General features: G+C 55.0%; 22 protein-coding genes. 5 read left to right on the plus strand and 17 right to left on the minus strand.

Annotation, left to right across the window (positions count from 1 at the left end; translation table 11 throughout):
* The first annotated feature begins 82 nt into the window (after nt 1-82).
* The 4 genes from C4520_10155 to C4520_10170 all read left to right on the plus strand — a co-directional run bounded on the left by C4520_10155 (nt 83) and on the right by C4520_10170 (nt 4,832).
* Nucleotides 83-1,093, plus strand: a complete 1,011-nt coding sequence (locus C4520_10155) for an alcohol dehydrogenase (GenBank protein RJP21366.1) — start codon at nt 83-85, stop codon at nt 1,091-1,093.
* Between the two features lie 30 nt (nt 1,094-1,123).
* Nucleotides 1,124-2,323, plus strand: coding sequence for a hypothetical protein (locus C4520_10160; protein ID RJP21367.1), 1,200 nt, complete (start codon nt 1,124-1,126; stop codon nt 2,321-2,323).
* 94 nt (nt 2,324-2,417) lie between these two features.
* Nucleotides 2,418-4,034, plus strand: coding sequence for a long-chain-fatty-acid--CoA ligase (locus C4520_10165; protein RJP21368.1), 1,617 nt, complete (start codon nt 2,418-2,420; stop codon nt 4,032-4,034).
* 30 nt (nt 4,035-4,064) lie between these two features.
* The gene (locus tag C4520_10170; protein ID RJP21369.1) at nt 4,065-4,832 is read left to right on the plus strand and encodes a 3-hydroxyacyl-CoA dehydrogenase; all 768 of its coding nucleotides are present in this window, start codon (nt 4,065-4,067) and stop codon (nt 4,830-4,832) included.
* A gap of 59 nt (nt 4,833-4,891) precedes the next feature.
* On the opposite strand, the gene C4520_10175 is transcribed toward C4520_10170, so the two are convergent.
* The 4 genes from C4520_10175 to C4520_10190 form a co-directional block, all read right to left on the minus strand.
* The gene (locus C4520_10175; protein ID RJP21370.1) at nt 4,892-5,794 is read right to left on the minus strand and encodes a prepilin-type N-terminal cleavage/methylation domain-containing protein; all 903 of its coding nucleotides are present in this window, start codon (nt 5,792-5,794) and stop codon (nt 4,892-4,894) included.
* Between the two features lie 167 nt (nt 5,795-5,961).
* Nucleotides 5,962-6,237, minus strand: coding sequence for a hypothetical protein (locus C4520_10180; GenBank protein ID RJP21371.1), 276 nt, complete (start codon nt 6,235-6,237; stop codon nt 5,962-5,964).
* 11 nt (nt 6,238-6,248) lie between these two features.
* Entirely contained in the window at nt 6,249-7,682 is a 1,434-nt protein-coding gene (locus C4520_10185; protein ID RJP21372.1) for an amidase, read from the minus strand.
* A 23-nt stretch (nt 7,683-7,705) separates the two neighbouring features.
* A complete protein-coding gene (locus C4520_10190) occupies nt 7,706-8,545 on the minus strand; it encodes a hypothetical protein (GenBank protein RJP21373.1) in 840 nt (279 codons plus the stop codon).
* A gap of 167 nt (nt 8,546-8,712) precedes the next feature.
* Here C4520_10190 and C4520_10195 point away from each other — a divergent pair, with 167 nt between their 5' ends.
* Nucleotides 8,713-9,318, plus strand: coding sequence for a hypothetical protein (locus C4520_10195; GenBank protein RJP21393.1), 606 nt, complete (start codon nt 8,713-8,715; stop codon nt 9,316-9,318).
* Between the two features lie 8 nt (nt 9,319-9,326).
* Here the strand turns inward: C4520_10195 and C4520_10200 are convergent, their stop codons facing one another.
* The 13 genes from C4520_10200 to C4520_10260 form a co-directional block, all read right to left on the minus strand.
* A complete protein-coding gene (locus C4520_10200; protein RJP21394.1) occupies nt 9,327-10,250 on the minus strand; it encodes a TIGR01212 family radical SAM protein in 924 nt (307 codons plus the stop codon).
* A gap of 80 nt (nt 10,251-10,330) precedes the next feature.
* Nucleotides 10,331-10,861, minus strand: coding sequence for an NTPase (locus C4520_10205; GenBank protein RJP21374.1), 531 nt, complete (start codon nt 10,859-10,861; stop codon nt 10,331-10,333).
* Between the two features lie 10 nt (nt 10,862-10,871).
* Complete coding sequence (gene uvrA, locus C4520_10210) at nt 10,872-13,646, minus strand: excinuclease ABC subunit UvrA (protein RJP21375.1); 2,775 nt, start codon at nt 13,644-13,646, stop codon at nt 10,872-10,874.
* A 175-nt stretch (nt 13,647-13,821) separates the two neighbouring features.
* A complete protein-coding gene (locus C4520_10215) occupies nt 13,822-15,318 on the minus strand; it encodes a PAS domain S-box protein (GenBank protein RJP21376.1) in 1,497 nt (498 codons plus the stop codon).
* 259 nt (nt 15,319-15,577) lie between these two features.
* Nucleotides 15,578-17,146, minus strand: coding sequence for a gamma-glutamyltransferase (ggt, locus tag C4520_10220; GenBank protein RJP21377.1), 1,569 nt, complete (start codon nt 17,144-17,146; stop codon nt 15,578-15,580).
* Between the two features lie 14 nt (nt 17,147-17,160).
* On the minus strand, nt 17,161-18,150 hold the full coding sequence (locus tag C4520_10225) for an MBL fold metallo-hydrolase (GenBank protein ID RJP21378.1): 990 nt from the start codon (nt 18,148-18,150) through the stop codon (nt 17,161-17,163).
* Complete coding sequence (locus C4520_10230) at nt 18,147-18,914, minus strand: alpha/beta fold hydrolase (protein ID RJP21379.1); 768 nt, start codon at nt 18,912-18,914, stop codon at nt 18,147-18,149. Before C4520_10230 ends, C4520_10225 begins: the two co-directional genes overlap by 4 nt.
* Before the next feature lie 35 nt (nt 18,915-18,949).
* Nucleotides 18,950-19,489: a nitroreductase gene (locus C4520_10235; protein ID RJP21380.1), complete on the minus strand. Its 540-nt coding sequence runs from the start codon at nt 19,487-19,489 to the stop codon at nt 18,950-18,952.
* Between the two features lie 52 nt (nt 19,490-19,541).
* Nucleotides 19,542-20,291, minus strand: a complete 750-nt coding sequence (locus C4520_10240; protein ID RJP21381.1) for an NAD-dependent deacylase — start codon at nt 20,289-20,291, stop codon at nt 19,542-19,544.
* 15 nt (nt 20,292-20,306) lie between these two features.
* On the minus strand, nt 20,307-21,443 hold the full coding sequence (locus tag C4520_10245) for an acyl-CoA dehydrogenase (GenBank protein RJP21382.1): 1,137 nt from the start codon (nt 21,441-21,443) through the stop codon (nt 20,307-20,309).
* Entirely contained in the window at nt 21,428-22,681 is a 1,254-nt protein-coding gene (locus tag C4520_10250) for a 2-hydroxyacyl-CoA dehydratase (protein ID RJP21383.1), read from the minus strand. Before C4520_10250 ends, C4520_10245 begins: the two co-directional genes overlap by 16 nt.
* A gap of 63 nt (nt 22,682-22,744) precedes the next feature.
* The gene (locus tag C4520_10255) at nt 22,745-23,971 is read right to left on the minus strand and encodes a 2-hydroxyacyl-CoA dehydratase (protein ID RJP21384.1); all 1,227 of its coding nucleotides are present in this window, start codon (nt 23,969-23,971) and stop codon (nt 22,745-22,747) included.
* Nucleotides 23,964-25,079 (minus strand): 2-hydroxyacyl-CoA dehydratase, encoded by a 1,116-nt coding sequence (locus C4520_10260; GenBank protein RJP21385.1) that lies wholly within the window; start codon nt 25,077-25,079, stop codon nt 23,964-23,966. Before C4520_10260 ends, C4520_10255 begins: the two co-directional genes overlap by 8 nt.
* Nucleotides 25,080-25,086: the final 7 nt, after the last annotated feature.

Below are 25,086 nucleotides of genomic sequence, written 5' to 3' on the forward strand. Positions count from 1 at the left end.
TTCAAAGGAGTCATTCTCACGGGAGTAAAAAGACGAAGACAGCTCTCTTGTTGATCCAGTCGCTGTCGTCCAGGAGAGAATAATGAAAGCCTTAATGTTGAAGGGGCCGCGTGATGTGTCATTGGAAGAGGTCCCGATTGCTCCGGCAGGGTCCTCCGGCGTGAAGATACGGGTAAAAAGAGGACTTATCTGTGGGACCGACCACTCGATGTTCACCGGTTCGTTTCCGGTGCCGGGCGATTATCCGTTTTTCATTGGGCATGAATTGGCGGGAGTCGTCGAGGAAGTCGGCCCGAACGTGCGTGATATTGCCCCGGGACAAATCGCCGTGACGAATCCAGTGCTCTTCTGTGGTGAATGCTACCGCTGCCGCAATGGGCAGCAGCATTACTGCGAGCGGCTTACTGAATTGTGGAAACCGAACGGCGGGTTTTCAGAGTATATCGTGGTCGACGCGCAACAAACCTTCACGGTGCCCGAAGGCATCAGCCTGGATCAGGCCGCTTTTGCCGAGCCCGTGTCCGTGTGCGTCCATTGCATCGATATGGCGGATATCAAACCGGGCATGAGCGTAGCGATAACGGGGGCCGGTCCGATAGGGCTGATCCTTCTGCAGTTGGCGATCCGATCGGGAGCGGCTTTCACATTCGTGTCGGAACCGGTGGCCTCGAAGCGAGAGATGGCGCGAAGACTTGGAGCCGATGCAGTTGTAGATCCCTCGGTTGAAGATGTTCAGGAGAAGGCTTTCGCGGCAACCGGCAACAAGGGGTTCGACGTTGTCATAGAAGCATCGGGCAACGCGCAGGCCGTTCAGGACGCCTACAATATCACGGGCAGCAAAGCATCGCTCTTTTACTTCGCCGTTTACCCGATGGACCTGACCTTGTCGCTGAGCCTGTTCATGCTCTACTTCAAAGAGCTGACGATTAAAGGCGTCTTTTTTTCTCCCTATACATTCCCGCGCGCGATCAACATATTGCCAAAACTGCAGCTTTCAGACCTGATCACTCACCGGCTTCCGCTGGAGAGAGCTGCCGAGGCGTTTGCTTTATACGAGACGGGCCAGCCGATAAAGATAGCGATCGAGTGCTGAGAAAAAAATCGGCGAAAACATTCTGATTTCATGAAATCACTCTACTTTGACGTGAGTGTCCCGAAGATTCTGGCGACACAGTTTCTGTCGAGAATCTTCTCAGCCGTTTATTATTCGTCGCTCTCCCCCGTTCGATATGGCGATATACCCGAGCGGGAGCTTCCTGGTCCAAACTGGGTCAGAGTCAAAACGCTGCTTTCCAGCATCTGCGGCGCCGACCTCTCGCTGTTCTTCGTCCAGACCAGCCCCTCAATTTCAATAGCTGCCCTTTCCGGGGTGCCCCGAGTCTTTCTGGGACATGAACTGGTCGGGCGCGTACTGGAAGTCGGGCCGGCCGTGCGCGATCTGATGCCGGGCGATCGGGTGACGCTTCAAAAATATCTGCCATGCTGCTCCATAAAGGAAATCGAGCCGCCATGCTCTTCTTGCCGAAACGGCAACTACACGCTCTGCGACAATTTTTCTGAAGGAGCGTCGTTTGAGAATCTCGGCGCCGGGTTCAGCGAACAATTCCTCGCCCACAGGTCTCAGCTTGTGGAGGCGCCCGATACCATAAAAGATGAAGAAGCTGTCCTTATCGAGCCGGCAGCGGTCTCCCTCCATGCTGTCCTGAAGCGGCCTCCGCTCGATGGAGAAAAGATTCTTGTCATCGGCGCAGGAACAATTGGACTGAATGTCATCCAGTTCGCAAAGGCGCTCAACCCGCACTGCAAAATCCATCTCCTGGAGAAGATCGATTTCAAGCGGCGGCTCGCTCTTGCGCTTGGAGCGCATCATATACTCTCCGGTGATCCGTATCAGGCTGTCGCCTCTTCGACCGGCGCCAAAATGTACCGCGGTCCCCTGAAGAATACCATTCTCCTGGGCGGTTTCGACGCAGTATACGACTGCGTCGGCTATTCTCAAACGATCCATCATTCTCTTCGCTGGCTCAGAGCCGGGGGCGACTATGTGATGATCGGAAACCAATTATCACCGGTTACTTTTGATCAGACGCCTGTATGGCATCAGGAATTGAGGCTGATCGGAGTTAACGCCCACGGCTGCGAGACCTTTAACGGCGAGCGGATCAGCAGCTTCGCACTGGCCATGAAGATGATTCAGAAAAAACATGTCAGGCTTGACGGTTTCATCACGCACCGATTCCGCTTGCACGAGTACAAACAGGCGTTCAAGATTTTCAGGCAGAAATCGGAGCCGGTAATCAAGGTGGCTTTTGATTTCAAATAAGAAAAGACATCGAGCGGCTCCCAGAAGCCAAAGAAAGAATCGATTCCGAAAAAACCGAAAAAAAGATATTCTGCCGGAACACTGAAAGGAGAGGATGAAGGTGCCCGAACGAAAGAATTTTCCTCCAAAAGCATACGAAGGCATTGTTCGCGAAAACTATGAGGGCATCGAGATGAGCCATTACCGCGATCGGCCCAATAACCTGGTCGAACTACTTGCCCGCTCGGTTGGCAGTTTCCCGAACCGCGAGGCGGTGGTCGATGATAACGCGCGGCTCACCTACAAGGATTTCGACAACCTGGCGAACAACCTGGCGTACTACCTGCAGGAGCTGGGCGTGAAGAAAGGCGACCGCATCGCAATCCTCATGCCCAATTCGTGGGAATTCGCGGTGGCATACTACGGCATCATCCGAATCGGCGCGATCGCTGTCCTTCTCAACTGGCGATGCTCCTCTTCCGAAATCGAATACATGCTGAACGATTCCGGCGCATCTTATCTCCTCATGAATTCAGAATACTGGGATAAAATCAAACCCGTTCAGAAACAGCTCCGCCTGAAAGGCATTCACTGTTGCGGAGAGGCGGCTCCCGCCGCCACAAAACCTTTCGGCGACCTTTTGAAGCAGGCGCCGAAATCGGTGAAAGCTGATCCGCCGGTCATCCAATCTGACGGAGCGGCGATACTCTATACTTCAGGAACAACGGGCAGACCAAAAGGCGCCCTGCAAACCCACCGCAATTGTGTCTCCAACGCGATCATCGCTTCCCGACTCGCCGAAGGAAGCGAAACCGACCGGACCCTCATCATCGCTCCCATGTTCCATGCCACTGGCATCAATTCCCAGTTGACTGCCTTCCTCTCGATCGGCGGCTGCTGCGTCATCCGTCCCTTCTTCCTCCCGAACGACACGCTCGCAAAAATTCAGGAGGAGAAGATAACCTTCGGAGCCGGTGTCGCGGCGATGTTCTATTTCCTTTTGAACCTGCCCGATTGGGCGGATTATGACCTGAGCTCGCTCAAGTATTTCTTCATGGGAGGCTCGCCGGTGCCCGTCGAACTTTTCAATCAACTTGCCAAAGCGCTTCCCCATGTCAAATTCGGCAATGTATGGGGACTCACCGAATCCACCTCCATCGTGACCTATAATCCGCATGTCGATATCCTGCGCATACCCGAGGCGGTTGGTCCGCCCGTGCCTGTCCTGGAGGTGAAAGTGCTCGATCCGGACGCGAAGGAACAGGAGCGCGGCGCCGTCGGCGAGTTGTGCGTCAAAGGGCCGAGCGTGGTAAGAGGCTACTGGAACAATCCCGAAGCCAGCCGCAATACCATCATTGATGGCTGGCTCCGCACCGGCGACCTCGGCTACATGGATGAAGATGGATACGTCTATATCGTCGACCGGATCAAGGACATGATCGTATCCGGCGGCGAAAACATATACTGCATCGAGGTCGAGAATGCGCTCATGCAGCATCCCGCCGTGCTTGATGCCGCCGTGGTTGGCGTGCCGGATCCGGTGATGCAGGAAGCGGTGAAAGCGGTCATTTGTTTGAAGCCGGGTATGACCGCAACCGAAAATGAAATCAAGGAGCACTGCAAGAAGCTCATCGCAAGCTACAAAAAACCGAAACATGTTGTCTTCAGCGACTCGATGCTCCCGCGGAATCCCGGGGGAAAGGTTTTGAAAAGCGCGCTGAAAGACATGTAGAAGAATCACAATCAAAAGAAAGGGTGAGGTATGGATATTCAAGGAAAAACTGCTCTTGTTACCGGCGGCGCTTCCGGTCTTGGCGAAGCGACCGTGAGAACTTTGGTCGGGGCGGGCGCGAATGCCGTCGTTCTGGACGTCAACGAAGACCTGGGAAAAAAATTGGCTTCCGACCTGTCCGGAAAGGCCACTTTTGTGAAGACAGATGTGACCAGCGAGGCCGACGCCAATCAGGCAATCGAACGGGCGAGGCACGAATATGGCGGGGTTCATTTTTGTATTAACTGCGCCGGAACGGGACTGGCAAGGCGGACCGTTTCAAAAAGCGGATATCATGAACTCAATTCGTTCGAATGGCTGATCAAGTTGAACCTCATTGGAACGTTCAATGTCGCCAGTAAAGCGGCCTTCGCAATGACCTTCAATGAGCCGAACAAGAACGGCGAGCGAGGCGTAATAGTGAATGTCGCCAGCATCGCCGCGTTTGACGGCCAGATAGGGCAGGCGGCTTATTCCGCATCCAAGGGCGGAGTCGTCGGAATGACTCTTCCAATGGCGCGTGATCTGGCGGGAGTTGGTATTCGAGTGGTCACCATTGCACCGGGCCTGTTCGACACGCCGTTGATGGCCATGCTGCCCGAGGAGAACCGCCAGGCGCTTCACGCCTCGGTCCCGTTTCCGCGGCGGCTGGGGCTGCCGCAGGAATTCGCCATGCTGGTCGAGCAGATTATCCGCAACCCCTATATCAACGGAGAGACCATCCGTCTCGACGGCGCGCTCCGCATGGCGCCGAAATAATACCGGGCCGAGAATGGCCTTAAATCATAAGGTTTTGTCCTGCCGTCGGCCTGGCCCGTTCACGGACAATAATTCAAAGATTTGGCCTCTATCCCTCCGTTCATGGCTGCGTAGATGGGAGACACAGGAAACTGATCTGTCGTCTTGTCGTATCGCCTGAATTCAACATGCCCGTCTAGATACAACACGTTCATTCCCGCCGGGACATGGCTGAACTCGCTTATGTTCGTCGATACCTGGTCCCACATAAGCGGAAGTAAAGCCCCGAGACCGGGAGAGCCGCCGGAAGATAATACCTGATTGATGTCTCTCAGCATATACCGGTCGACATCATAGGACAGCCGCATGATGTAGCTGCTTCCCCCATTGCCCGAACCGCTGAATCCGAACGAAGCAATATTGATGTCGCGCCCTCGCCACCCGTCCGAATTGGAGACGCTGATTGGCATAACCGAATCCAGCCAGCTATAAATCGCAAGGCCCGCCAGCGACTCACTATCGTTTGTCAGCAGCCAACCGGCGTACACGTAGCTGAGCGGACCGATACAATCCGGATGAACGACTCCGCTGTGGAACGCCTGACCGGTCGAATTGAAGGAGCCGTCGCTGAGTGTCGTATCCACAACCAAGCGGAAATTGGTCTTCGGGTCATACTCGGGATCCGAGGGACAGGCCATAATGGCTGCATCAGTCAGGTACTCAGGATACAGCGCATTCGGCTCAAACATGAACGTCGCGCTCTGGTTCTGACAAGGCGGATAATCGCCGGAATTCTCGTTCGCGTAGAGAACGAAAATCATTCCTAATTGCTTCAGGTTATTTACACAGGCCGTCCGCCTGGCGGATTCCCGCGCTTTCGCCAAAGCAGGCAGCAGGATTGCAGCCAGTATCCCGATGATGGCTATAACGACCAGAAGTTCGACAAGCGTAAACCCTTGCCGCGGACGAAAGAAACGCTTCATCTTTTTCACCCCCTTTCGCGTCAGAAAATAAATGAGCTTCTTCGCTACACAGGATCAGGTGAAACAGAAAAAGGATCGTGGGAGGGTGAGGAGTCCCCCTTTGATGAAAAACCGTGCCAGTTCTTCAAGGATATGCGAGGTCATCATATCGCACATATCCCGATTTGTCAAGACTCGGAAACGATTTTCCATCTACCATTGCCATGGTAGGTATCAGCGAAAAGATTGAACTTGCGCCTGCACGATACACACTGAAAATCGTGCTCGAGGATATCTGCCGGCCACAGCGCTCCTCTCGTGATCTCTTTCAGGCTGCATGTCCCCTTGAGCAGTCGGATGCTGCCTGCAGCAAGAAGCCTGACAATCTCGTCTTTCAGGCAATGATATTGTTCAGGAGCGGTGATCTCGACCGGCATGCCAATATCATCGCAATGTTCGCACATAAGAACGCCTTCTAAGCAGACAAAGGCGGCCGCCTCTCCGCCCACGGCCGCGCCTGTTCGAGTTGGGCAGCCAGGCGAAACAGAGTCGCCTCGTCTCCGAAGCGAGCCACGAAATGCGTCCCAATCGGAAGACCTTCCTTATTCCAGTATAACGGCACCGACATCGCCGGCTGGCCGGTAAAATTGCAGATCGGCGTATAGGGCACATACGCGCCCGAGCGCATGAGCCCGTATAAAGGATCATCGGGCGGAGAATCGAGAGTCCCCAACGGTAACGGCGGCTCGGCCAGCGTTGCGTTCAGCCAAATGTCATAGTCAACCATGAATCTCGCCACCTGCCGGGAAATCTGTTGCAGGCCGGCTACCGCCATCAGGTAATCGGACGCGGAGACCTGTTTGCCCATCTGGTAAAGAGCCCATGTCAGCGGTTCGAAATGTTCCTCAGAGGGCGTTCTCCCTGACAGCATTGAGAAAGCGCTAATCGCCCACGAGTGGCCGGCGGCATACAGCGTCATGAACATCTGGCTGACTAATTCGCCTGCGACCGCAGGCGCCGCCTCAGTGACACGGTGCCCGAGCTTCTCGCACAATTTAGCGGCGTCGCGAACCGCGTCAATGCAGTCCTGGCTCATCGGAGTTCCCGTTCCCGTTTCCGTTGTGAACGCGATCCGCAAGCGCCCGGGATCCGTCTTTGCTTCTTCCAAATAAGGCCGCTCCTGCGGCGGCGCCCAATATGGGTCGCCCGGAACCGGACCGGCAGTCGCATCCAGCAGCGCCGCGCTATCACGCACCGAGCGCGTTACCGCGTGTTCAGCAACTAATCCGCCTATCATATCGCCCAAATCGGGCCCGAGAGAATTGCGCGCGCGCGTCGGCTTGAGTCCAAAGAGCCCGCAGCAGGAAGCGGGAATTCTGATCGAACCGCCGCCGTCATTGGCATGCGCGAAAGGAACAATCCCGGCGGCCACCGCCGCCGCCGAGCCGCCGCTCGAGCCGCCCGTGCTTCTCTCGGTGTTCCAGGGGTTGCGAGCGGGCCCAAAGAAATGAGGCTCGGTGGTCGGCACGATTCCAAATTCAGGCGTATTCGTCTTTCCGATCACCACGAGCCCCGCCTTCTTGTGGCGCGCCACCAGTTCGCTGTCGTGGTCGGGAATAAAATCCTTCAGAAACGCCGAACCCGCCGTCTGGCGCACGCCGCCGTACGTGGCTCCCAGATCCTTGAGAAGAAAAGGCACGCCGGTAAACGGGCCATTCGGCAATGCGCCTTTGGCCGCTTCCCGTGCCTGCTCATACATGGGCGTGACGATCGCATTCAGCTTCGGGTTCAGCCGCTCGGCTCGCTGGATCGCCGCCTCAACCATCTCGATCGGTTTGAGCTCTTTCCGCCGCACCAACTCGGCCTGCGCGGTTGCATCCAAAAAAGTCAATTCATCTGCTGATCCCATGACAAGCTCCTCCCTCTGCTTCGTTAGCGGTGCATGGTGTAGATCTGCGAAAGAATAGGAATGACGTCGGCAAGACCTCCAATATAAGAAACGGGATAGCTCAACCGCACTTTCGCGAGTTTCCGGATTCCGGAAAGTGCAGGCGCCAGTTTATCCGGAGGCAATGCGATGACTATCTCATCGTCGGCCACCTGGCCCAGCGCCCTTTCTCCGTAGCACGGTATTGCCAGCGCCGGTTTCCGGTCCACATAACATTGCCCCAATGAGTCGGCACAGGCGCCCTCCCCTATGAACGAGAATTGAAATTTCTCATACTTCTCTTTTTGAAGCCCGCACATGATCATCATGATCTGCGCAGGATTGCCATATATTAGAACCACATCGGGCTCGAATTTTCCGTCAGTCAGTGGAGCAGCCGCTATCGCGCCTCCGGCCGGTATCCTCTTATAATCCTTCTGCTGTTCCATCGCTTCTTCGGCCGAGCCAAACCATGTCGTCGAAAGCATCGCCGATTCCCTGGCCATACTGTCGGCATCAGGGTTCTTCAAGCCGTGCAGCCGCATGCATCGATCCAGCATCGGACTATTCTCAGTGGCGCCGACCGTCATGCCAAGTGCGCGCACCATGAACGGAACCTGACAAAAGGTGAAAGTACGCTCGGGAATATGAACATTTGGAATAGCAGAGAGTTCTTCGGCTTTCTCGAGCTTCCTGTAAGCTACCACTTTCCCCTTCAACCGCAAGAGATCTTCGAGTTCCTTTCCTTCGTCAATCAATCGGCCCATTTCTTCTTCCTCCTTTGTTGTCAGTAAGGGGAAAAGTGCTAATTCACCGACCCGCGATTCCACACTATACTGCAACATCTTTCTCAATGTCAAAGGCTGGCGGAGCCGCTTTTCCGCCTATATCTGACTCGAATCATCGTTGTTGCGGCATCAGGTGAACATGAACATATTTGATAAAAGAGATGGGGCTTTACTGAAAAAAACATTCATGTGAAATATATTTTCACCGAAGGCTATCCATGAACATGAAAATAAAATCTGCAGCGCTCCTTATATGTTTGTCGTTGGTCTTTCCGTTCAGCGGCTGCGCTTCGGTTTCTCAGGATCATCGAGGGGCGGCCGTTGGAGCGGGCGTGGGCGCAGGCGCCGGCGCCGTAACAGGCGCGATAGTTGACGAAGGCCTCGGCGGGGCGGTTGTCGGCGGGCTTGTCGGTGCGCTCATTGGCGGGGCCATCGGCCATTACGCATATGATGAAGCGAGGTCCCGGCCAGAGACCGCGCACAGATACAGCTATGAAACATGGAAACAACCGCTGCTGGAAATAGAGGAAGTATCCGCTTCCCCGCGCACGGTGCGAGCAGGCGAAACTGTGAATATCAACATGACCTATGCGCTGCTCACGCCATATCCGAACACGTCTACTCCGGTAACCGAGCTGAGAGAAATAACGTACTACGGCCAACTGGTGGGAAATCCCGAGGTCCGTGTCGAGCATTTTGACGGGACCTATAGTTCAAGCGTTCCGCTTCATCTTCCACCGGATGCCGGCCGAGGCGAGTACCGCGTGAGAGTGACGATATTTACGAATTTCGAACGTGAGGTGCGCGAAACCAGCTTCTCTGTCCGCTAAGCTGGAGATCAGTGGGATGATCCGGTGCGGATTCCCTGCCGGGAATTGCGCCGAATGAATTCGGCGTCGATGGCTGCGAGGGTCCTGCCTTTTTCAGTCGCCCAGGCCGGCGCAAGCAGGATCGTGCGCGGGCCATCGGCGGTGAGGCGCTGAATCGAGACCGTCGGCGGGATACACTCCAGGAAGTCGCACACTAATTTGATGTACTCGTCGAACTCGAGCGCCTTGAAAAGCCCTTCTCGATAGTCCTTCTCGATCGGCGTATCCTTCAATACGTGCATCAGGTGGATTTTCAGACTGTGGATATTCATTTCACCCACGGCGCATGCGGTCGCCATCATGTCGTCGCGGGACTCTCCCGGCAATCCCAGAATAACATGCACGCAAATCTTAATGTCGCGCTGCTTCGTCCGATCGAGCGCATCGAGAAAAACCGCATAATCATGCCCGCGATTAATAAGCCGTAGTGTCTTGTCGTGAATTGTCTGCAGCCCGTATTCGATCCAGACTTCATGACTCGAGCGGTAACTCTCGATCAGATCGAGAACCGACTCGGGAACGCAATCGGGACGGGTTCCAACGGAAAGAGCCACCATGTCTTCAAAAGCAAGCGCCTCATCATAGTATGCTCGCAGGATCTCGATCGGAGCATATGTATTTGTGTACGCCTGGAAATAGGCGATGAATTTCTCCGCCTTGTAGCGCCGGCGCATGAACTCCATTCCCTGCCTGACCTGCTCGGCGATCGGGCCCGGTGCTTTCCTCGTGTTCGCGCTGAATCCCTTATTGTTGCAGTAGGTACACCCGCCCCATCCCAATTTCCCGTCGCGATTCGGGCAAGTGAAACCTGCATCTATGGTCACTTTATATACCTTGCAACCAAAGCGTTCTTTCAGATATTCACTGAATTGATAGTATCGCTTTGCATGCAGTGCGATGTGTTGCATCCATACCACCTGAGCCCATTATAATCAAAGCCCATGTCGATTTCCAGAGAAACTGGAATGTGGTCTCAAGGCTTGCGCAGAAAAAAAAGAATATCTTCGATGATTTTCGCCGGAACCGAATCTCGATTCGAATGCGTCAGTTCGATGAGGTCTGCATCGTCTCTTTCTTTTAAGGAATCGGCGAACGGATTCGGCTTGGCCATGATAACCGCCACCACCGGGCTGGAGGAGCCGAACGCTTTCAGAACCACCTGACGAAATCTGTGACTGAACAACTCCATTTTGCCGATCTCGTCGATAATGACGATATGCCCTTCCTCGATCGCCCGCTTGATGGCGGGAACGGCTACCGAATCCATCGATTCCGTATCCACTCCATATCGTCCGACTCGCTGCTTACCGGGAATCCCGATGTGGGAAAGCGGAGCGCGCCGCCCGTCGAGCGTTACTATCTCAAATCCGACTCTGCGGCCGCCTTCTCTCATTTCCTCCGTATAAAATCCTGAAGCGCGCGCTCCGAGCCCTTCCGCTACTTTTCTTATGGCAGTCGTTTTCCCGATCCCGGGAGCGCCTGTTAAAAGAATTTTGGAAGACATAGACGCCTTCTTAATTCTTCAGCGGCCTTCCACTGAGATGTTTCTTCAAGTACTGACCCGTGTGTGAAGCGATCGTCGCCGCTATCTTCTCGGGAGGACCAAACGCCACAACTCGGCCTCCCTCATCCCCGCCGCCGGGCCCCAGATCAATTACGTAATCCGCGCACTTGATCACTTCCATATTGTGTTCGATCACGACAACAGTGTTGCCCATATCAACGAGCGCATTGAAGCAGTCGATCAACTTGCCGATATCATGGAAATGCAGGCCTGTCGTCGGTTCATCAAAAATGAACAGGGTCCTCGTGGATTTTCCTTCGGCGATATGCGCGGCCAATTTCAAGCGCTGGGCCTCGCCCGCCGAAAGCACATTCGATGGTTGTCCGAGTGTGAGATATCCCAGCCCGGTATTCATGAGCACCTTCAGACGGCTTCTTAGCGATGGGATATCCCCGAAAAAGGTGCAGGCCTCCGACACGGTCATCTGAAGGACATCGTGAATGGTCTTGTCCTTATACCGGACATCCAGAATTGACGATTTGTACCGTCTGCCGTCGCACGCATCGCACGTAATATATACGTCGGCCAAAAACTGCATCTCTATCTTGAGCGTGCCGTCGCCGCCGCATTTTTGGCACCGCCCTCTTCCCACGTTGAACGAGAAGTCGCTCGCGGTGAACTGGCGCAACTGCGCGGAAATAGTCGAAGCGAAAAGGGTGCGGATCTCGGAGAAGGCATGCATGTACGTGATCGGGTTCGAGCGCGGCGTCCGCCCAATCGGAGATTGATCCACCATGATCGCCTGCTCGATCTCGTCTACCCCTACCAGCGCCTCATGAGCGCCCGGCCGGTCGCACGAATAGCCTTGCTGGCGCAGAATGCCCCGATACAACGTCTCATCCACGAGAGTGCTTTTTCCCGAACCAGACACGCCGGTCACACACGTGAGCACTCCCAGCGGAAAATCAACGTCGATATCCTTCAGATTGTGCTCGCGCGCACCCAGCACCCTCAGATAGCCATGCGGAAGTCGCCGGGCGCGCCCATTGCCTATCGTCCGTTTCCCGCTGAGATACTGCCCCGTCAGCGATTTGCGCGAGCGCTTCAGCTCCTGAACGTCCCCCTGAAAAATGATCGAGCCGCCGCTGGCGCCGGCGCCCGGCCCCAAGTCTACCACCTCATCAGCCGCAGATATGATATCTGCATCATGTTCGACAACGAGAACCGTATTGTGCGTATCGCGAAGTTTCTTCAGAATGTTGATCAATCTGTCGTTATCTTTTGGATGCATCCCGATGCTGGGTTCGTCCAGAATGTAGAGGGTGTCTGTGAGACCCGAGCCTAAACACGAGGCGAGATTGATCCTCTGCGATTCGCCACCCGAGAGGGTGCGGGTGAGACGGTCAAGCGTAACATAATCCAGTCCGACGTCCACAAGATACCGCAAACGCCGTATAATCTCCTTCAAGAGCAGGTCGGCAATTTCACGCTTCTGCTTCGGAAGCTCCAGGCTTTCCAGAAAACTTATCGACGAGGTGACTCGGCTGCGGCAGAGATCGGCGACTGAATTTCCCGCTATCTTGACTGCAAGCGCTTCAGGTCGCAGGCGATCGCCATTGCATTTCGGACAAGTGACGTAACTGCGGAACCTGCTGAGAAGCACGCGGATGTGAAGCTTGTACTTCTTCTTTTCGAGCATCTCGAAGAATTTGATGATGCCGGGGAAGAAGCGCTTGCCTTCCATCAGCAAGCGTACATTCTTCTCCGACAGCCGCTCGAACGGGACATCAAGCGGAATCCTCTCTTTTTCCGCGATCTGCCTCAACTCCGCCATCGGCCACTCGTAGTTCGGAAATGTCCATGGCTTGATCGCGCCTTCATTCAACGTCTTCTGCTTGTTCGGAACCACGAGATCCATATCGAGCCTGATGATGTTTCCGAATCCATTGCATTCCTGGCAGGCGCCCAGCGGGCTGTTGAAAGAGAACAGTTGAGGAAATGGGTCTTCGTATTCAAGATCGCATTCGGGACAGAGATGGCGGCTGGTAAATTTCAGCTTCGGCCCATCCACGATGTGAACTTCCAGCCTTCGATCGCCTTCGCCATAAGCCAATTCGAGCGAATCCGCCAGCCGAGAGCGCGATTGCGGACTTATCTGCATCCGGTCAATAACCAGCCCCCATTCCGCTCCGGCCGGCAACGCTTCTGAAACCGCCTCTTCCAGCTCGCGAATCCTTTTCTCAACTATTATTCGCGCAAATCCGCGCTTGCTGAATTCCGCCAGTTGAGCCGGTGTGCTGTCCGTGACAATTCCTTTTGGGGCAATGATGAAGGCCCTCTTCCCCGAGAAAGCAACAAGCGCCTCCAATATGTCCTCGACCGTGTGCCTTCGGACCTGCTTGCCGCAGGAGCGGCAATGGACATTTCCGATGCGGGCAAACAAAAGCCTCAAATAATCATAGATCTCCGTTGCTGTGCCTACCGTCGAGCGTGAACTTTTCGAAGGCGGTTTCTGCTGAATGGCGATTGCAGGCGGGATACCCTCAACATTGTCGAGGTCCGGCTTATCCATCTTTTCCAGGAACTGGCGGGCGTATGCCGACAGAGACTCGACGTAGCGGCGCTGCCCCTCGGCATAGATTGTGTCGAAAGCAAGACTCGACTTGCCCGAGCCGCTCACTCCGGTTACTACCGTAAGCCTGTTGCGCTCCAGATACAGATCGAGGTTCTTTAAATTGTGAACACGAATGCCCTTGAATCTGATTTTCGGATTTGCCCCCGACATACTAAAGGAAGAAACCTCTATGCTACATATTTAATCACAACCAAACATTTCATTTTATCACTAATCCTCGAAACGTGTCAAAGACAGGGAGCCTCCAATGATTCATATTCAGGAGCCATGGCGGGTGCGCAGCAGGATAGAAGTCCGGATACGCTTTCTCAGACAAACTGAAAAACTACGGGGACTGTTGCGCTGGTTGCAGGATCGGCGCTTCGGGAAGAACGGATTGAGGCATGGTGATTCCGGAAACCGGCGGAAGAGTGATGATGAACGAGCAGCCATTCCCATTTCCCGGGTCCACCCGCAGTGAGCCGCCATGGGCACGGATGATCCTTTCAGCCGAAGTGAGACCGACACCAATGCCCTTGGTCATTCTCGCGCCTGATGAACGATGAAATAGTTTGAAAATGTGCTCCCTCTCTTCGTCTGACACACCCGGCCCATCGTCGCTCACTTGAATCTCCACGCAATCTTGGTTTTTCTTCACAACCATTTCAATCCGGTTTCGCGAAAATTTGATTGCGTTGGTGAGAAGGTTTTCAACGGCTCTCTGAAAGTATTTCTCATCCACGACGGCCGGCACGGACTCTCCCTCGGCATGAAGACGATAAGACAACTGTTTTTGTTTGGCCCGCGCCTCAGACTGATAGGTAAGAACGATCTCCTTAACCAGAGGCGCCAGATCCGTGGGCCGAACATCCAAAACCGCAAGCCCGCGCTCAAATTTCTTGACCTCGAGAAAGTCCTCGACCAGCATGTTCACTCCATTGCACGCTCGTTCCATTTTCTCGTAATATTCGGGATATTTGGGTGGAGAAATCGTGCCGTCCCGCATCATATAAATAATGAACAGAATCGCTGATATCGGGTTCTTGATGTCGTGCGTCAGCATGTACAGGAATTCTTCGCGCTCAGATTCCAGCGCCAGTTGCGCCGTGATGTCGCGAGCCAAACCTTCAGTGCCCAAAAAGACATTCGCCAAGTCGTAGATCCCGCGCGAATTGATCTCAAAGTCGCGGTACTCGCCCGCCTTCGTCTTGAGCCGGATATGCAAGCCCCGTGTTAACCGCCGCTCATCCGACCTGCGCTCTTTCAAAACAGGCTCGTACTTGCGGTAATCATCGGGATGCACAATCGTCGAAAATTCCTGGCCGACCAGTTCCGCTTCCGTGTATCCCAACAGCTCCCCTACCTCATGATTTATTGAAGAAATAAGGCCGCTCGGTTCGAGATAGTATAGCAAGTCAGGAATATTATTCAGCAGGTGGCGCACTTTTTCCTCAGACGCCTGCACATCCTTCACCTTCTGCTCCAGTTGAGCCGTAATTCTGTTGAACGAGTCCACAAGCGTATTGATCTCGGCGCGCTCGTTGCGAATCTCCAACCGCCTCGATAGATTCCCGTCGGCGATCTCCTTGGCGGCCTCCGACGTCTTCAGTATCGTCCGCACTATTGTCCTGGACAGAAAATACCCGAGCAGCGATATCAGAAGACTGCAACCAAGAAGCAGACCTACCCTCGCCCAAACCTGCAAGCCCGGCAGCCAGATGGCCCCGATCAGATACGTGCTCAGGAGCAAAGGAATGACGCCCGTCAGCGCAAATGAGAGGGTGAGCCTGTAACCGATTCGTTCGTCATAGATGCTGGGGGATAAATATTTCGTGCCCATCATTCTCCCTTGGCCCGGTAGATATAGGCTATCGGTTAACTATGGCCGGAGCCAGTGCCCGGCAACTTGGCAAATCAAGCACAAATTGTGCCATGACAAGACGTGACACCGATGGATCAGATGCAAAACTGAACAAAGAGGATTGCCAAAGAGTGGGATTATGGCATCATCCGGTTTAAAAAGAAGAGTAAGAGAACAGACAGAGCCGAGGATTTTATTGCTTTTCAGACCGACGGTATCGATAAAAGAGATTAACTACTGGTTAGTGCAGCCCTTGCCAGCATCCCGCCAGCCGCGGATCCGTGGCGCCGGTCAAACTCCCGTCTTCCTCGATGCGGATACACTGGGATCCGCCGAAGAAATCGATTTCGTCGGTCAGCGGGTGTCCCCGTTGGGACAGCGACTGCACAACATTCTCCCCTATCGCCGCTTCAAGGACAAGTCTGCCGTTTTCGTAGCTGCGCCATCGTGGCGCGTTGATCGCTTCCTGCGGCGACATGTCGAGATCGATAATGTTCGTGAGGATTTGCAACAGCCCCTGGGTTTGTTGATCTCCTCCAATGCATCCAAGGACCAGATAAGGTCTGGATTCGCGCAGAACCATACAGGGAACAAGAGTGTGCATCGGGCGCTTGTGCGGCTCCAGCGCGTTGCAATGGCCGGGATCGAGTGAAAAACTTTTTCCCCTGTTCTGGAGGATGATCCCGGTATCGCCCGCGACCATTCCCGACCCGAAGAGGTCGAAGAGGCTGTTGATGAAGGAGACGGCATTGCCCTCGGCGTCGACAATTGAGAAATATGTCGTGTCTCCGCTCATGCCTGCGGTCGCGCTTCCAGCTTCGGCCGCCCGCCCGGGATCAATGCTGCTCCTGTACTTGCGAGCACATTCCTCGCTCAGCAGGTGCTCCACCGGAACATCGTGAAACTCTGGATCACAATAATATCGGGCTCGGTCGCGGAAAACGATTTTCTTGGCTTCGATTTGGTAATGCAGCAGGTCGACGGGATTAAGACTCAGCGACTTCACGTCAAGTTTTTCAAAGATGTTGAGCATCTGGAGCAGAGCCAGCCCCTGCGAATTCGGCGGGATGGTAACGACTTCATATCCGCGATACGTCGTGCTGATGGGCTCGACCCAGTTCGGGCGATGTTCGACAAAATCGCGTTCAGATAAGACTCCGCCCGACTGCCGAACGAATTCGGATATTCGGCGGCCCAGCGGGCCCTTATAGAAGGAGTCGACTCCTTCCTTTGCCACCTGTTCGAGACTCTTCGCGAGGTTTTCCTGAACCATTCGCTCACCCGGCCCCGGCATTCCGCCAAACGGTTTCAAATAGATTTCTTCGGTAGTCGGATATCCGCAGATGACGCCGGAACTGATTCCGATAAAGATGGCGATGGCGGCATTGATCTCGAAGCCGTTCCTCGCCAGATCGATTGCGGGCTGAAGAAGGCTTCCAAAAGGAAGGACGCCGTAACGCTCATGTAGCATCGCCCATCCGCTCAGCGCGCCGGGTGTGGTGATTGAGAGAGGCCCTCGTTCGGGCACTGCGGCATGCCCGCGCTTCCGATACTCTTCTATCGTGGCCGCAAAAGGCGACCTGCCGCTTGCGTTCAATCCAACGACTTTGCCTTCTTTTTTGAAATACACCAGGGCAAAAGCATCTCCCCCGATGCCCGTATTCGCCATGTCCACAACATTCAGCGCTGCCGCGACCGCAACCGCCGCGTCGACGCAATTGCCCCCCTTTTCGAGCACTGAAATGCCCACGCCGGTTGCAAGCGGGTGTGCGGTGGCCACCATGGCTTTATATTTCTCCGCTTTGGCCACAGAACCTCCTTTGGTTATATTATTTCGTAAAGGAAATGACGCCCGTCACGTCGTTGTCGCACCTTGCCTTCGTCATGGAGGATGCCAACATTGCCCAGCACGTCGCTGAGGGCGAGGTATAGGTCTTCGTCCGAATTGAAAAGGAAAACCGACCGGCAAATCTGGTAGAGAGTCTTCGGCCCATGCCTGAGCGCCCGGAGAATATGGGTTCGCCTCTTCCGATGGCGCTCGCGGACTTCGCCATTGATAATGCTGCAACCGTGGAAAGGATCGCCGTGACCGGGGAGCACCTGCTTCGGTCCGAGCATTTCGAGGCGCTCAAGACTTTCCAGGTGCAGATTGAGCGGATTGTAGTCGGCATTCTGTACCGATACTTCGAGTTCAATGAATGCGGTTATCCTGGAGGTCGGCAGCAAGGTGTCGCCGGTGAAAAGGAGGTCATGCTCATTGTCCAGAAAACAGATCGAGCCGCCGGAGTGACCGGGAGTATGGATTACGTTGAGCGCCATCGCATCGAAAAGAAATTCCTCGCCGCCGCTCAAGGCAATTGCGGAAGGCGCTCGCGGCTTGATTGCGGGGTCCTCCGGTCCATCCACCAGCCTGACCGCCAAATCATGAGGAACTCCCAGCGAATGAAAAAACTCGATCTCTTTGCCCGGATCTTTTCCGCTGCTCGGAGCACCCGTCACCCGGCTGCGCTCCGCATGATGATAATAAATCTCCGCACCCGATTCAGCCTGGATGCGCGGCGCCAGCGCCCGATGATCGGCGTGGCCGTGCGTCAGAAGAATCCGCTTTATATCCGCCACCGAGCGTCGGTGCTCGGACAACGCCGCGCTGAGAGCCTCGTATGCCTCGCTGCTTGCGATTCCCGTATCAATCAGTGTCGGCACCGAATCGTTGATGAAGTAGCAGTTCGTCTCAATGTTGGAAGAGGAGTTGGGAGTACATATCTGGTGGATGGCCAAACGCTCTAGCAGATGCTGCGCCGGATTGCTCATCACAGCTTTGCGACCCGTCGAATAAACTCGTAGGTCTTCTCCTTGACGATATCCTTATCGTAGTCGACCGTGATCACATGATATGACCGATTTACTTCAATCACGGTCTTGTCGGAGCTGCCGAGCAGCTTATGAACGAGCCACACGTTCGGAGGATGTACCGTGTTGTCCTTCGTGCTCTGGATCAGCAGAGCCGGCACGGTGATGTCCTGAAGGTCGTTCCTCACGTGCGAGAGAAGTTCAAGCAGAGAAGATATGCACTCGAGCGGCGTGCGGTCGTAACTCTCCTGCGCTTCCTTGGCGGCAGGATCAGCGACATCGCTTTCGGATGGCGGCTTGAATGTAAGAACCTTCTTCGCCAGCGGAAGGATCGGCAGAAGGATGTTTTTCAGGTAAATGGGCGCGCCGTAGGCCGCCACTCCGGCAACCTTGTACCGTCGCGCATAATGGGCGGCCATGTGAAGGCTCAATGTGCCCCCCATCGACATGCCGCACAAGAAAACTTTCTCGCAGCTCTTACTCAGTTCCGCAAGATTGTCCACCGCCCCCCGGTACCAGTTGTGCCAGTTCGTCTTCAGCATGTCGCGAGCGCTCGTCCCATGTCCCGGCAGCGGCCGGCACAACACCGTCAGCCCTTTGCCCGCGAGATACTCACCAAGCTCGCGCATTTCAAATGGGGAACCGGTGAACCCGTGAGTGAGAAGGCAGCCCACCGGGCCGTTTGCGAATTTGAATGCCGCAACTTTATCCGGATTTAATGTTCGCACTGTAATGTCTGAGTAAATGGCGCGCGACTACGGTTTTAGTATTTATCGTAATGGACGAATTCCTCGATCGCGCGCCGCTTCGGAGCGCGGCTGTCGGCCGCCGGCACGCCCACCGGCGTCATCGCTACCACCGTAACACCCTCGGGCACTCCCAGCGCTTTCTCCGCTTCCTCTATGTTAAAGGCGCCTATATGAACGGTGCCGAGCCCCATTGACTGCGCCGCCAGCACCAGGTTCTCCATCGCGAGCCCCATGTCATACATCAGCCAGTCGCCCTTGCTGGTGAGCGCCTGCCCCTTATAGTAGCCGGACTGTCCCTTCTTCGCGCATCCCACGATGACAACGGGCGCTGTCTTCACGGCTTCCGTAGATGGATTACCGGGCGACAATGTGGCGGCAAGCTTCTCTTTCACGGATGCATCCTTCACCACAATTATCTCCCAACACTGCACATTCGCCCATGACGGCGCCCACTGAACGGCCTCGAGCAGCGTCCGCAATTGCTCATCCGTGATGGATGTATCCTTATACTTCCTGATGCTGCGCCGCGATTTGATCGCATCAATTGTGTCCATGCGCTTCCTCCTGATCCTTCTTCCCTGTATCCCTTGAACGAGCTTTCTCTTTTTACACGTGCAGTAATTCTCTCACCATTTTTACGATCGCCGGCATCACCGCAGAAGCGTTTTCGTGGATGGCGATATCGGAAAGATGTCGTGTCAAACCCGTCGGCTCCGGATTGACTTCAATGACTTTCGCTCCTCGCGCCTTGGCCGCAAACGGCAGGCTGGCAGCCGGCTCAACCTGCGCAGACGTCCCGACCACCAGCATGACATCGCAATCGCGCACTTCCGACTGGGCCGCGAGCAGTGCATGCATCGGAATCATTTCACCAAAGAAAACGACGTCGGGCTTCAAGATGTTCAGGCACGCGCACATCGGCGGAAACATTTCCGGCGGGATCTCTTCGCGCGAATAGCGGCGACGGCACGAGAGACACACGAGGTTGCGGCCGTTCCCGTGAAACTCGATAACGGATGTGCTTCCGGCTGCCTGATGAAGTCCGTCGACATTCTGCGTCACGATGCTGCTCAGTTTGCCGATGATCTCGAGCTCCGCAAGTCCCGTATGGCCCGGATTGGGCTTGGCGCCGATCACGAGGTCGCTCAACTCGCGAAGCATGGTCCATATCTTGAAAGGATTTGACCGAAAGGCTTCGATGGTGGCGTACTCCATCGGGTCGTACTTGTCCCACAGGCCCTGGGTGCCTCGAAAAGCGGGAATCCCACTCTCCACCGAAATTCCCGCTCCTGTGAGCGCGATCACTTTCGTTGCGCCGGCTATCTGCTCGGCCGCCTCTCGAATCAACCTATCCACGATTCTCAATCCCTGTCATTTCAGCAAATGGCGCGCGATCACGATGCGCTGTATCTGGTTGGTCCCTTCGACAATCTGCGTGACTTTGGCCGATCGCATCAAACGCTCGACGGGATAATCCTGCATGTAGCCGTATCCCCCGAAGATTTGCACCGCGTCGGTGGTAACCTTCATCGCGGTGTCGGTCGCAAAAAGCTTCGCCATCGCGGCCACGTGCGAGAACGGTTTTCCCGTGTCTTTGAGCCAGGCGGCCTCCCTGACAAGGTTGCGCGCCGCCCGAACCGAGGTGGCCATATCGGCAAGCATGAATTGTATTCCCTGGAATGCCGAGATCGGCTGATTGAACTGCTCTCGCTGTTTCGCGTATTTGATCGATTCGTCAAGAGCCGCTTGCGCCAGGCCGACCGCGGCTGCGCCAATCGTGATACGCCCCGAATCCAGCGCCGTCATCGCTATCTTGAATCCGTCGCCTTCTTTGCCGACCAGGTTACTCCGGGGAATCCGGCAGTTATCGAAAATGATTTCTCGCGTCGGCGAGGAGCGAAGCCCCATCTTTTTTTCCAGTTTCCCCGAATGAAAGCCGGGCGCCCCATTCTCGACAATGAAGGAACTGATTCCACGCGGACCTTTTGAATGGTCCGTTTTTGCCATCACCAGGTAAACGTCCGCTACGCCGCCGTGGGTAATGAATACTTTCGTGCCATTCAGGAGATAGTGGTCGCCGTCGAGAGTCGCCGACGTCTTCAAAGAGGCGGCGTCCGAACCGGCATTCGGTTCAGTCAGCGCGAACGCGCCAAGCTTCTCGCCCGAGGCCAGCGGCGCCAGATATGTTTTCTTCTGGGTTTCGTTTCCGAATAACCCGATCATTATCTGGGGAAGCCCCTGAACGGCCAGTCCGACCGCGGTCGACAGGCACTGCTTTGCGATCTCCTCAATAACTATAACATATGTCGAATAGTCCAAGCCCGCGCCGCCGTATTCCTCCGGGCACGGAATTCCAAGCAGCCCGAGCTCGGCCAGCCTGCTGTATATCTCCCGATGGAATTCCCCTTTCTCGTCCGCCTCGGCCGCGATTGGAGCCAATTCCTTCTCGGCAAATTTCTGAACCGTCCGCTGGAGTTGCGCCTGCTCTTCCGTCAATTCAAAGCCCATCGCCTGCTCCTGTTCCCCCTCGTCGATTCCGGATGTAACGTCTCAAGAAAAGCCTCGATACGGGTAAGAGCGGGCCCTTCGGCGTATGCCCGCTCGTCGTTCATGTCGCCCTCGATAACGATGCCGGGCACACCGCCCGCTCCTGACAGAATTTCTTTGATGACATATTGCCCAAGCGAGTAAGGCTTGCAGCTTCGGTTGGAATGAAAGATCACTCCGTCGACAGAGTATTGCTCAATGATGTCACGCATCATTTCCGCCCGGTTCCGCAAGTTGATATTCACAAATGCAGTCGCATAAGCACGTCCTAAAGCCTCGATCGGATTACCGGCATCCAGTTCATATGAAACCCAGCCGTTTAAATAGGTCGATGCCGCCACGCATGCCTTCAGCTCTGCAAATTTGCGCGAGAGGTCGCGCAGCTTGAACCATATCGGCAGGTTATCCCATAAGAGACGATACCGCTCGCCCGGGACTGCCGCAACTCCTTCATCCACCCTCTTTTGAATCTCGCCGAGCAGCTCCTCATAGAATTCGACCACCAGTTGCGTGCCCCGCAAAGTCACGATCGGCGCCATCAGGATGAACCCGTCGAACGCGGTTATGGGCGAAGGAGCCATCTTACATGCTCCGAGTATTTCTCCCCACAGACGAATCGCCCTACCCGAAAGCTCAACAACCTGCTCCAACTTGGTCACGCTGCAACCGTTTCCGGTTATCGATTCCATTTCAGCGATCGCACGTTCGATCTGGCAGGTCATATAGGTAAGGCTGTGCTCGGTAAGCTCCTCGTGGATGTAAGGAGTATCGAACAGGACCAGTGGAACTTGAAAATATCGCGCCAGCACTTCATACCATTTCATGACGGTCCCACACGTATTCGTGCAGCAAAGAAGGAAATCGGGGCGGGGAAGCCCTGAAATGGGACTTCTGCCGGATTCGATCGAGCCGATATCGCAGCGGAAATAGGAACAGGTATCGCGGGAATATCCTCGAGTTTCTGCGATTTCACATAACTCGGCGCCCATCTTGGAAGCCCCGCACATCGCCGCATGGTTCTCCGGATACACCGGGATCACATCCATCGCGATCAGGAGTTCAACGGGTCCGCCGCCGGTCACCCATGCCACTTTTCTCTTATTATCCGCAGCATTTTTCGCTTCCAGGAAGTAAAGAGACATCAGCTCTCTCATTCGAGCGGCGGCACGGATGGGCGGAACGGAAGATTGCGTGCTCATGAAGCTCCAATATGATTCATCTCTTGGGGGACATCTTCTGCCGGGCCTGGAAAGTTCCTGTTTTCATACGCGTGCCTCCCGCCTCGGCTTGAGCGTTTCAATAAATGCTTCAATTCGCGTCATCACCGGGCCTTCCGAATAAACGCGTTCATCATTCATATCCGCTTCAACAATAAGGCCCGGCACTCCCGTCCATTCAGTCAGCATTTCCTTGATATCATACTGGCCTAATGAGTAGGGTCTGCAGCTTCGATTTGAATGGAAAATGACGCCGTCGACCGAATACCCCTCGACAATATCCCGCATCAGCTTCGCGCGATGCAGAATGCTCTCATTAACAAACGCCGAGGCGTAAGCGCGCGCAATGGCGTCAACCGGGTCGCTCCCGCTCAAGTCATACCGCGCCCACGCGTTCAGGTACGTGGAGGCAACCATACAGGCGCTCAGATCGATGAACTTTTCCGAAAGATCGCGCATCTTGAACCAGATGGGAAGATTATCCCACAGGAGACGATATTTTTCTCCCGGGACCGCTGCCACCCCCTCCCGGACACGTTCTTTCAGCTCCTTCTGCAATGTCTCGTAGAAATCGAGGACTTCCCGCGTTCCTCGCAGGGTGACGATGGGGGCCATCAGGATGAATCCGTCAAATGCGCTCATGGGTGCCGGGATGTTCTTGCACAAAGCCAGGGTTTCACCCCACATACTCGAGGCTTCGCCCGAAAGCATTGCGACTTCCGAAAATCGATCCATATCGAATTTCTTTCCAAGGATCGACTCCATCTGCTTGATTCCGCGACGCAACTGACTTTTGACATACTCGACGCTGCCCTCGGTCATCTCGTCATGAATGAAGGGAGCGTCAATAAACACCAGCGGAACGTCAAACAAGCGAGCAAGAACTTCGTACCATTTCGTCACCGTTCCGCAGATATTGTTGCAGCAAAGGAGAAAGTCCGGCTTCGGCAACCCCATGATCGGACTCTTTCCGGTCACTGCCGACCCGATATCGCACCGCGCGTAAGAGCAGAGGTCGCGCGAGTAGCCCATATTCTCGGCGATCTCACAGAGTTCGGGACCCATCCTCGTCACACCGCACATCGCGCCGTGATTTTCAGGATAGACCGGGATCACATCCATCGCTATCAGTAACTCGACCGGTCCGCCACTGGTGATCCACGCCACCTTCTGATTATTGTCCGCAGCATTTTTCGCGCCGAGGTAGTAGGTGGACATCATTTCCTTCATTCTGGATCCGGCATGGATTCTCGGAGAGCGACGTTCACCCATTCTTCTTCTCCTTCAGCATCTCCACAAACGCCTGCAGTCTCGTGCGAGTCTGCTCGATGGAGGCGGGTTGGATTTCCGTTTCTATCAGCAGATGCGGGATTTGATCTTCCGTGAGCCGTTTCGAGATATCGGGATAGTCAAAGGCATGCGGATCGCAGAACTTCAGCAACAGTATCACAACGCCGTCAGCCTTGCTTTGCCTCACCATATTCACCAGATACGTGCGCCGGTCGAAGTCGGAGCTGTGCTTCGAGGGGCAGGGTATTTTCCTCAGGTACCGCTGGGCGAGCCTGCGAATCGGGTCGCCGTCTGAAGGCTCGATGTGCAGAAAATATCGGGAGCCGGTGCAGAGGTCGTCATCCACCACGACCGCCTCGAGCTCTTCAAACAGATGCATAATGCCGGGATCATCGCACACATTGCCGTAAAGCACCAGCCTCACGCTTTGATCGTCGTCCCGCGGAACGGATCGCAGCTCCTCAAGAGCCTCTTGCAGGAGCGCCGTATGATCCTCTTTGCGCATATACATCGAAGCTTTCACTATGTCGAGCACCGTTTGCCCGCTGATAGCGTTCGGCTTATCGCGCCTCAAAGCATACAGTGCGGCGAGTGCGCTTCTGTTTTCGTTGTAGATATCGAGAGATTTCGATAATTCCGCCCCCGCTATCTGGCGTCCCAGATGCCGCTCGAATTTCGACTTGAATCGGGAAATCTCCTGCGCCAGATACTGCTCGGCTTCCGGCACGTCCACCCAAACCGGGAGCACAACTACGTCGGAAAACTGCTCCGGAAAATTGTATCGCCAGATGTCGGCCAAGTTCTGAATAGAATCGCAGGAGTGGGGGAAAACCACCCCGTCAAGAAATTCCAGCTTCTTTTTTAACGCGGCATCCAGACTCGTGCGAACCAGAGAACAGATGAACGCCTGGATGTGGGAATCCGCAAGGGCCACGTTTTCCTTATCGCCAAGAATTCGCATCGGCAGCACCCCCGCCGCATGAAGCAACTCTTCGGGAAAGTAACTGCAGAAGTACCCGAAAACCCGGCCGCCGGTCCGCTCCTTCCAGTTCTTCACGTATGTGTAAGGTTGGGCGGCGATTGTCGACATTTGTTCC

It is taken from the genome of Candidatus Abyssobacteria bacterium SURF_5 (assembly GCA_003598085.1).
In the GTDB taxonomy this organism is placed as follows: Bacteria; Abyssobacteria; SURF-5; order SURF-5; family SURF-5; genus SURF-5.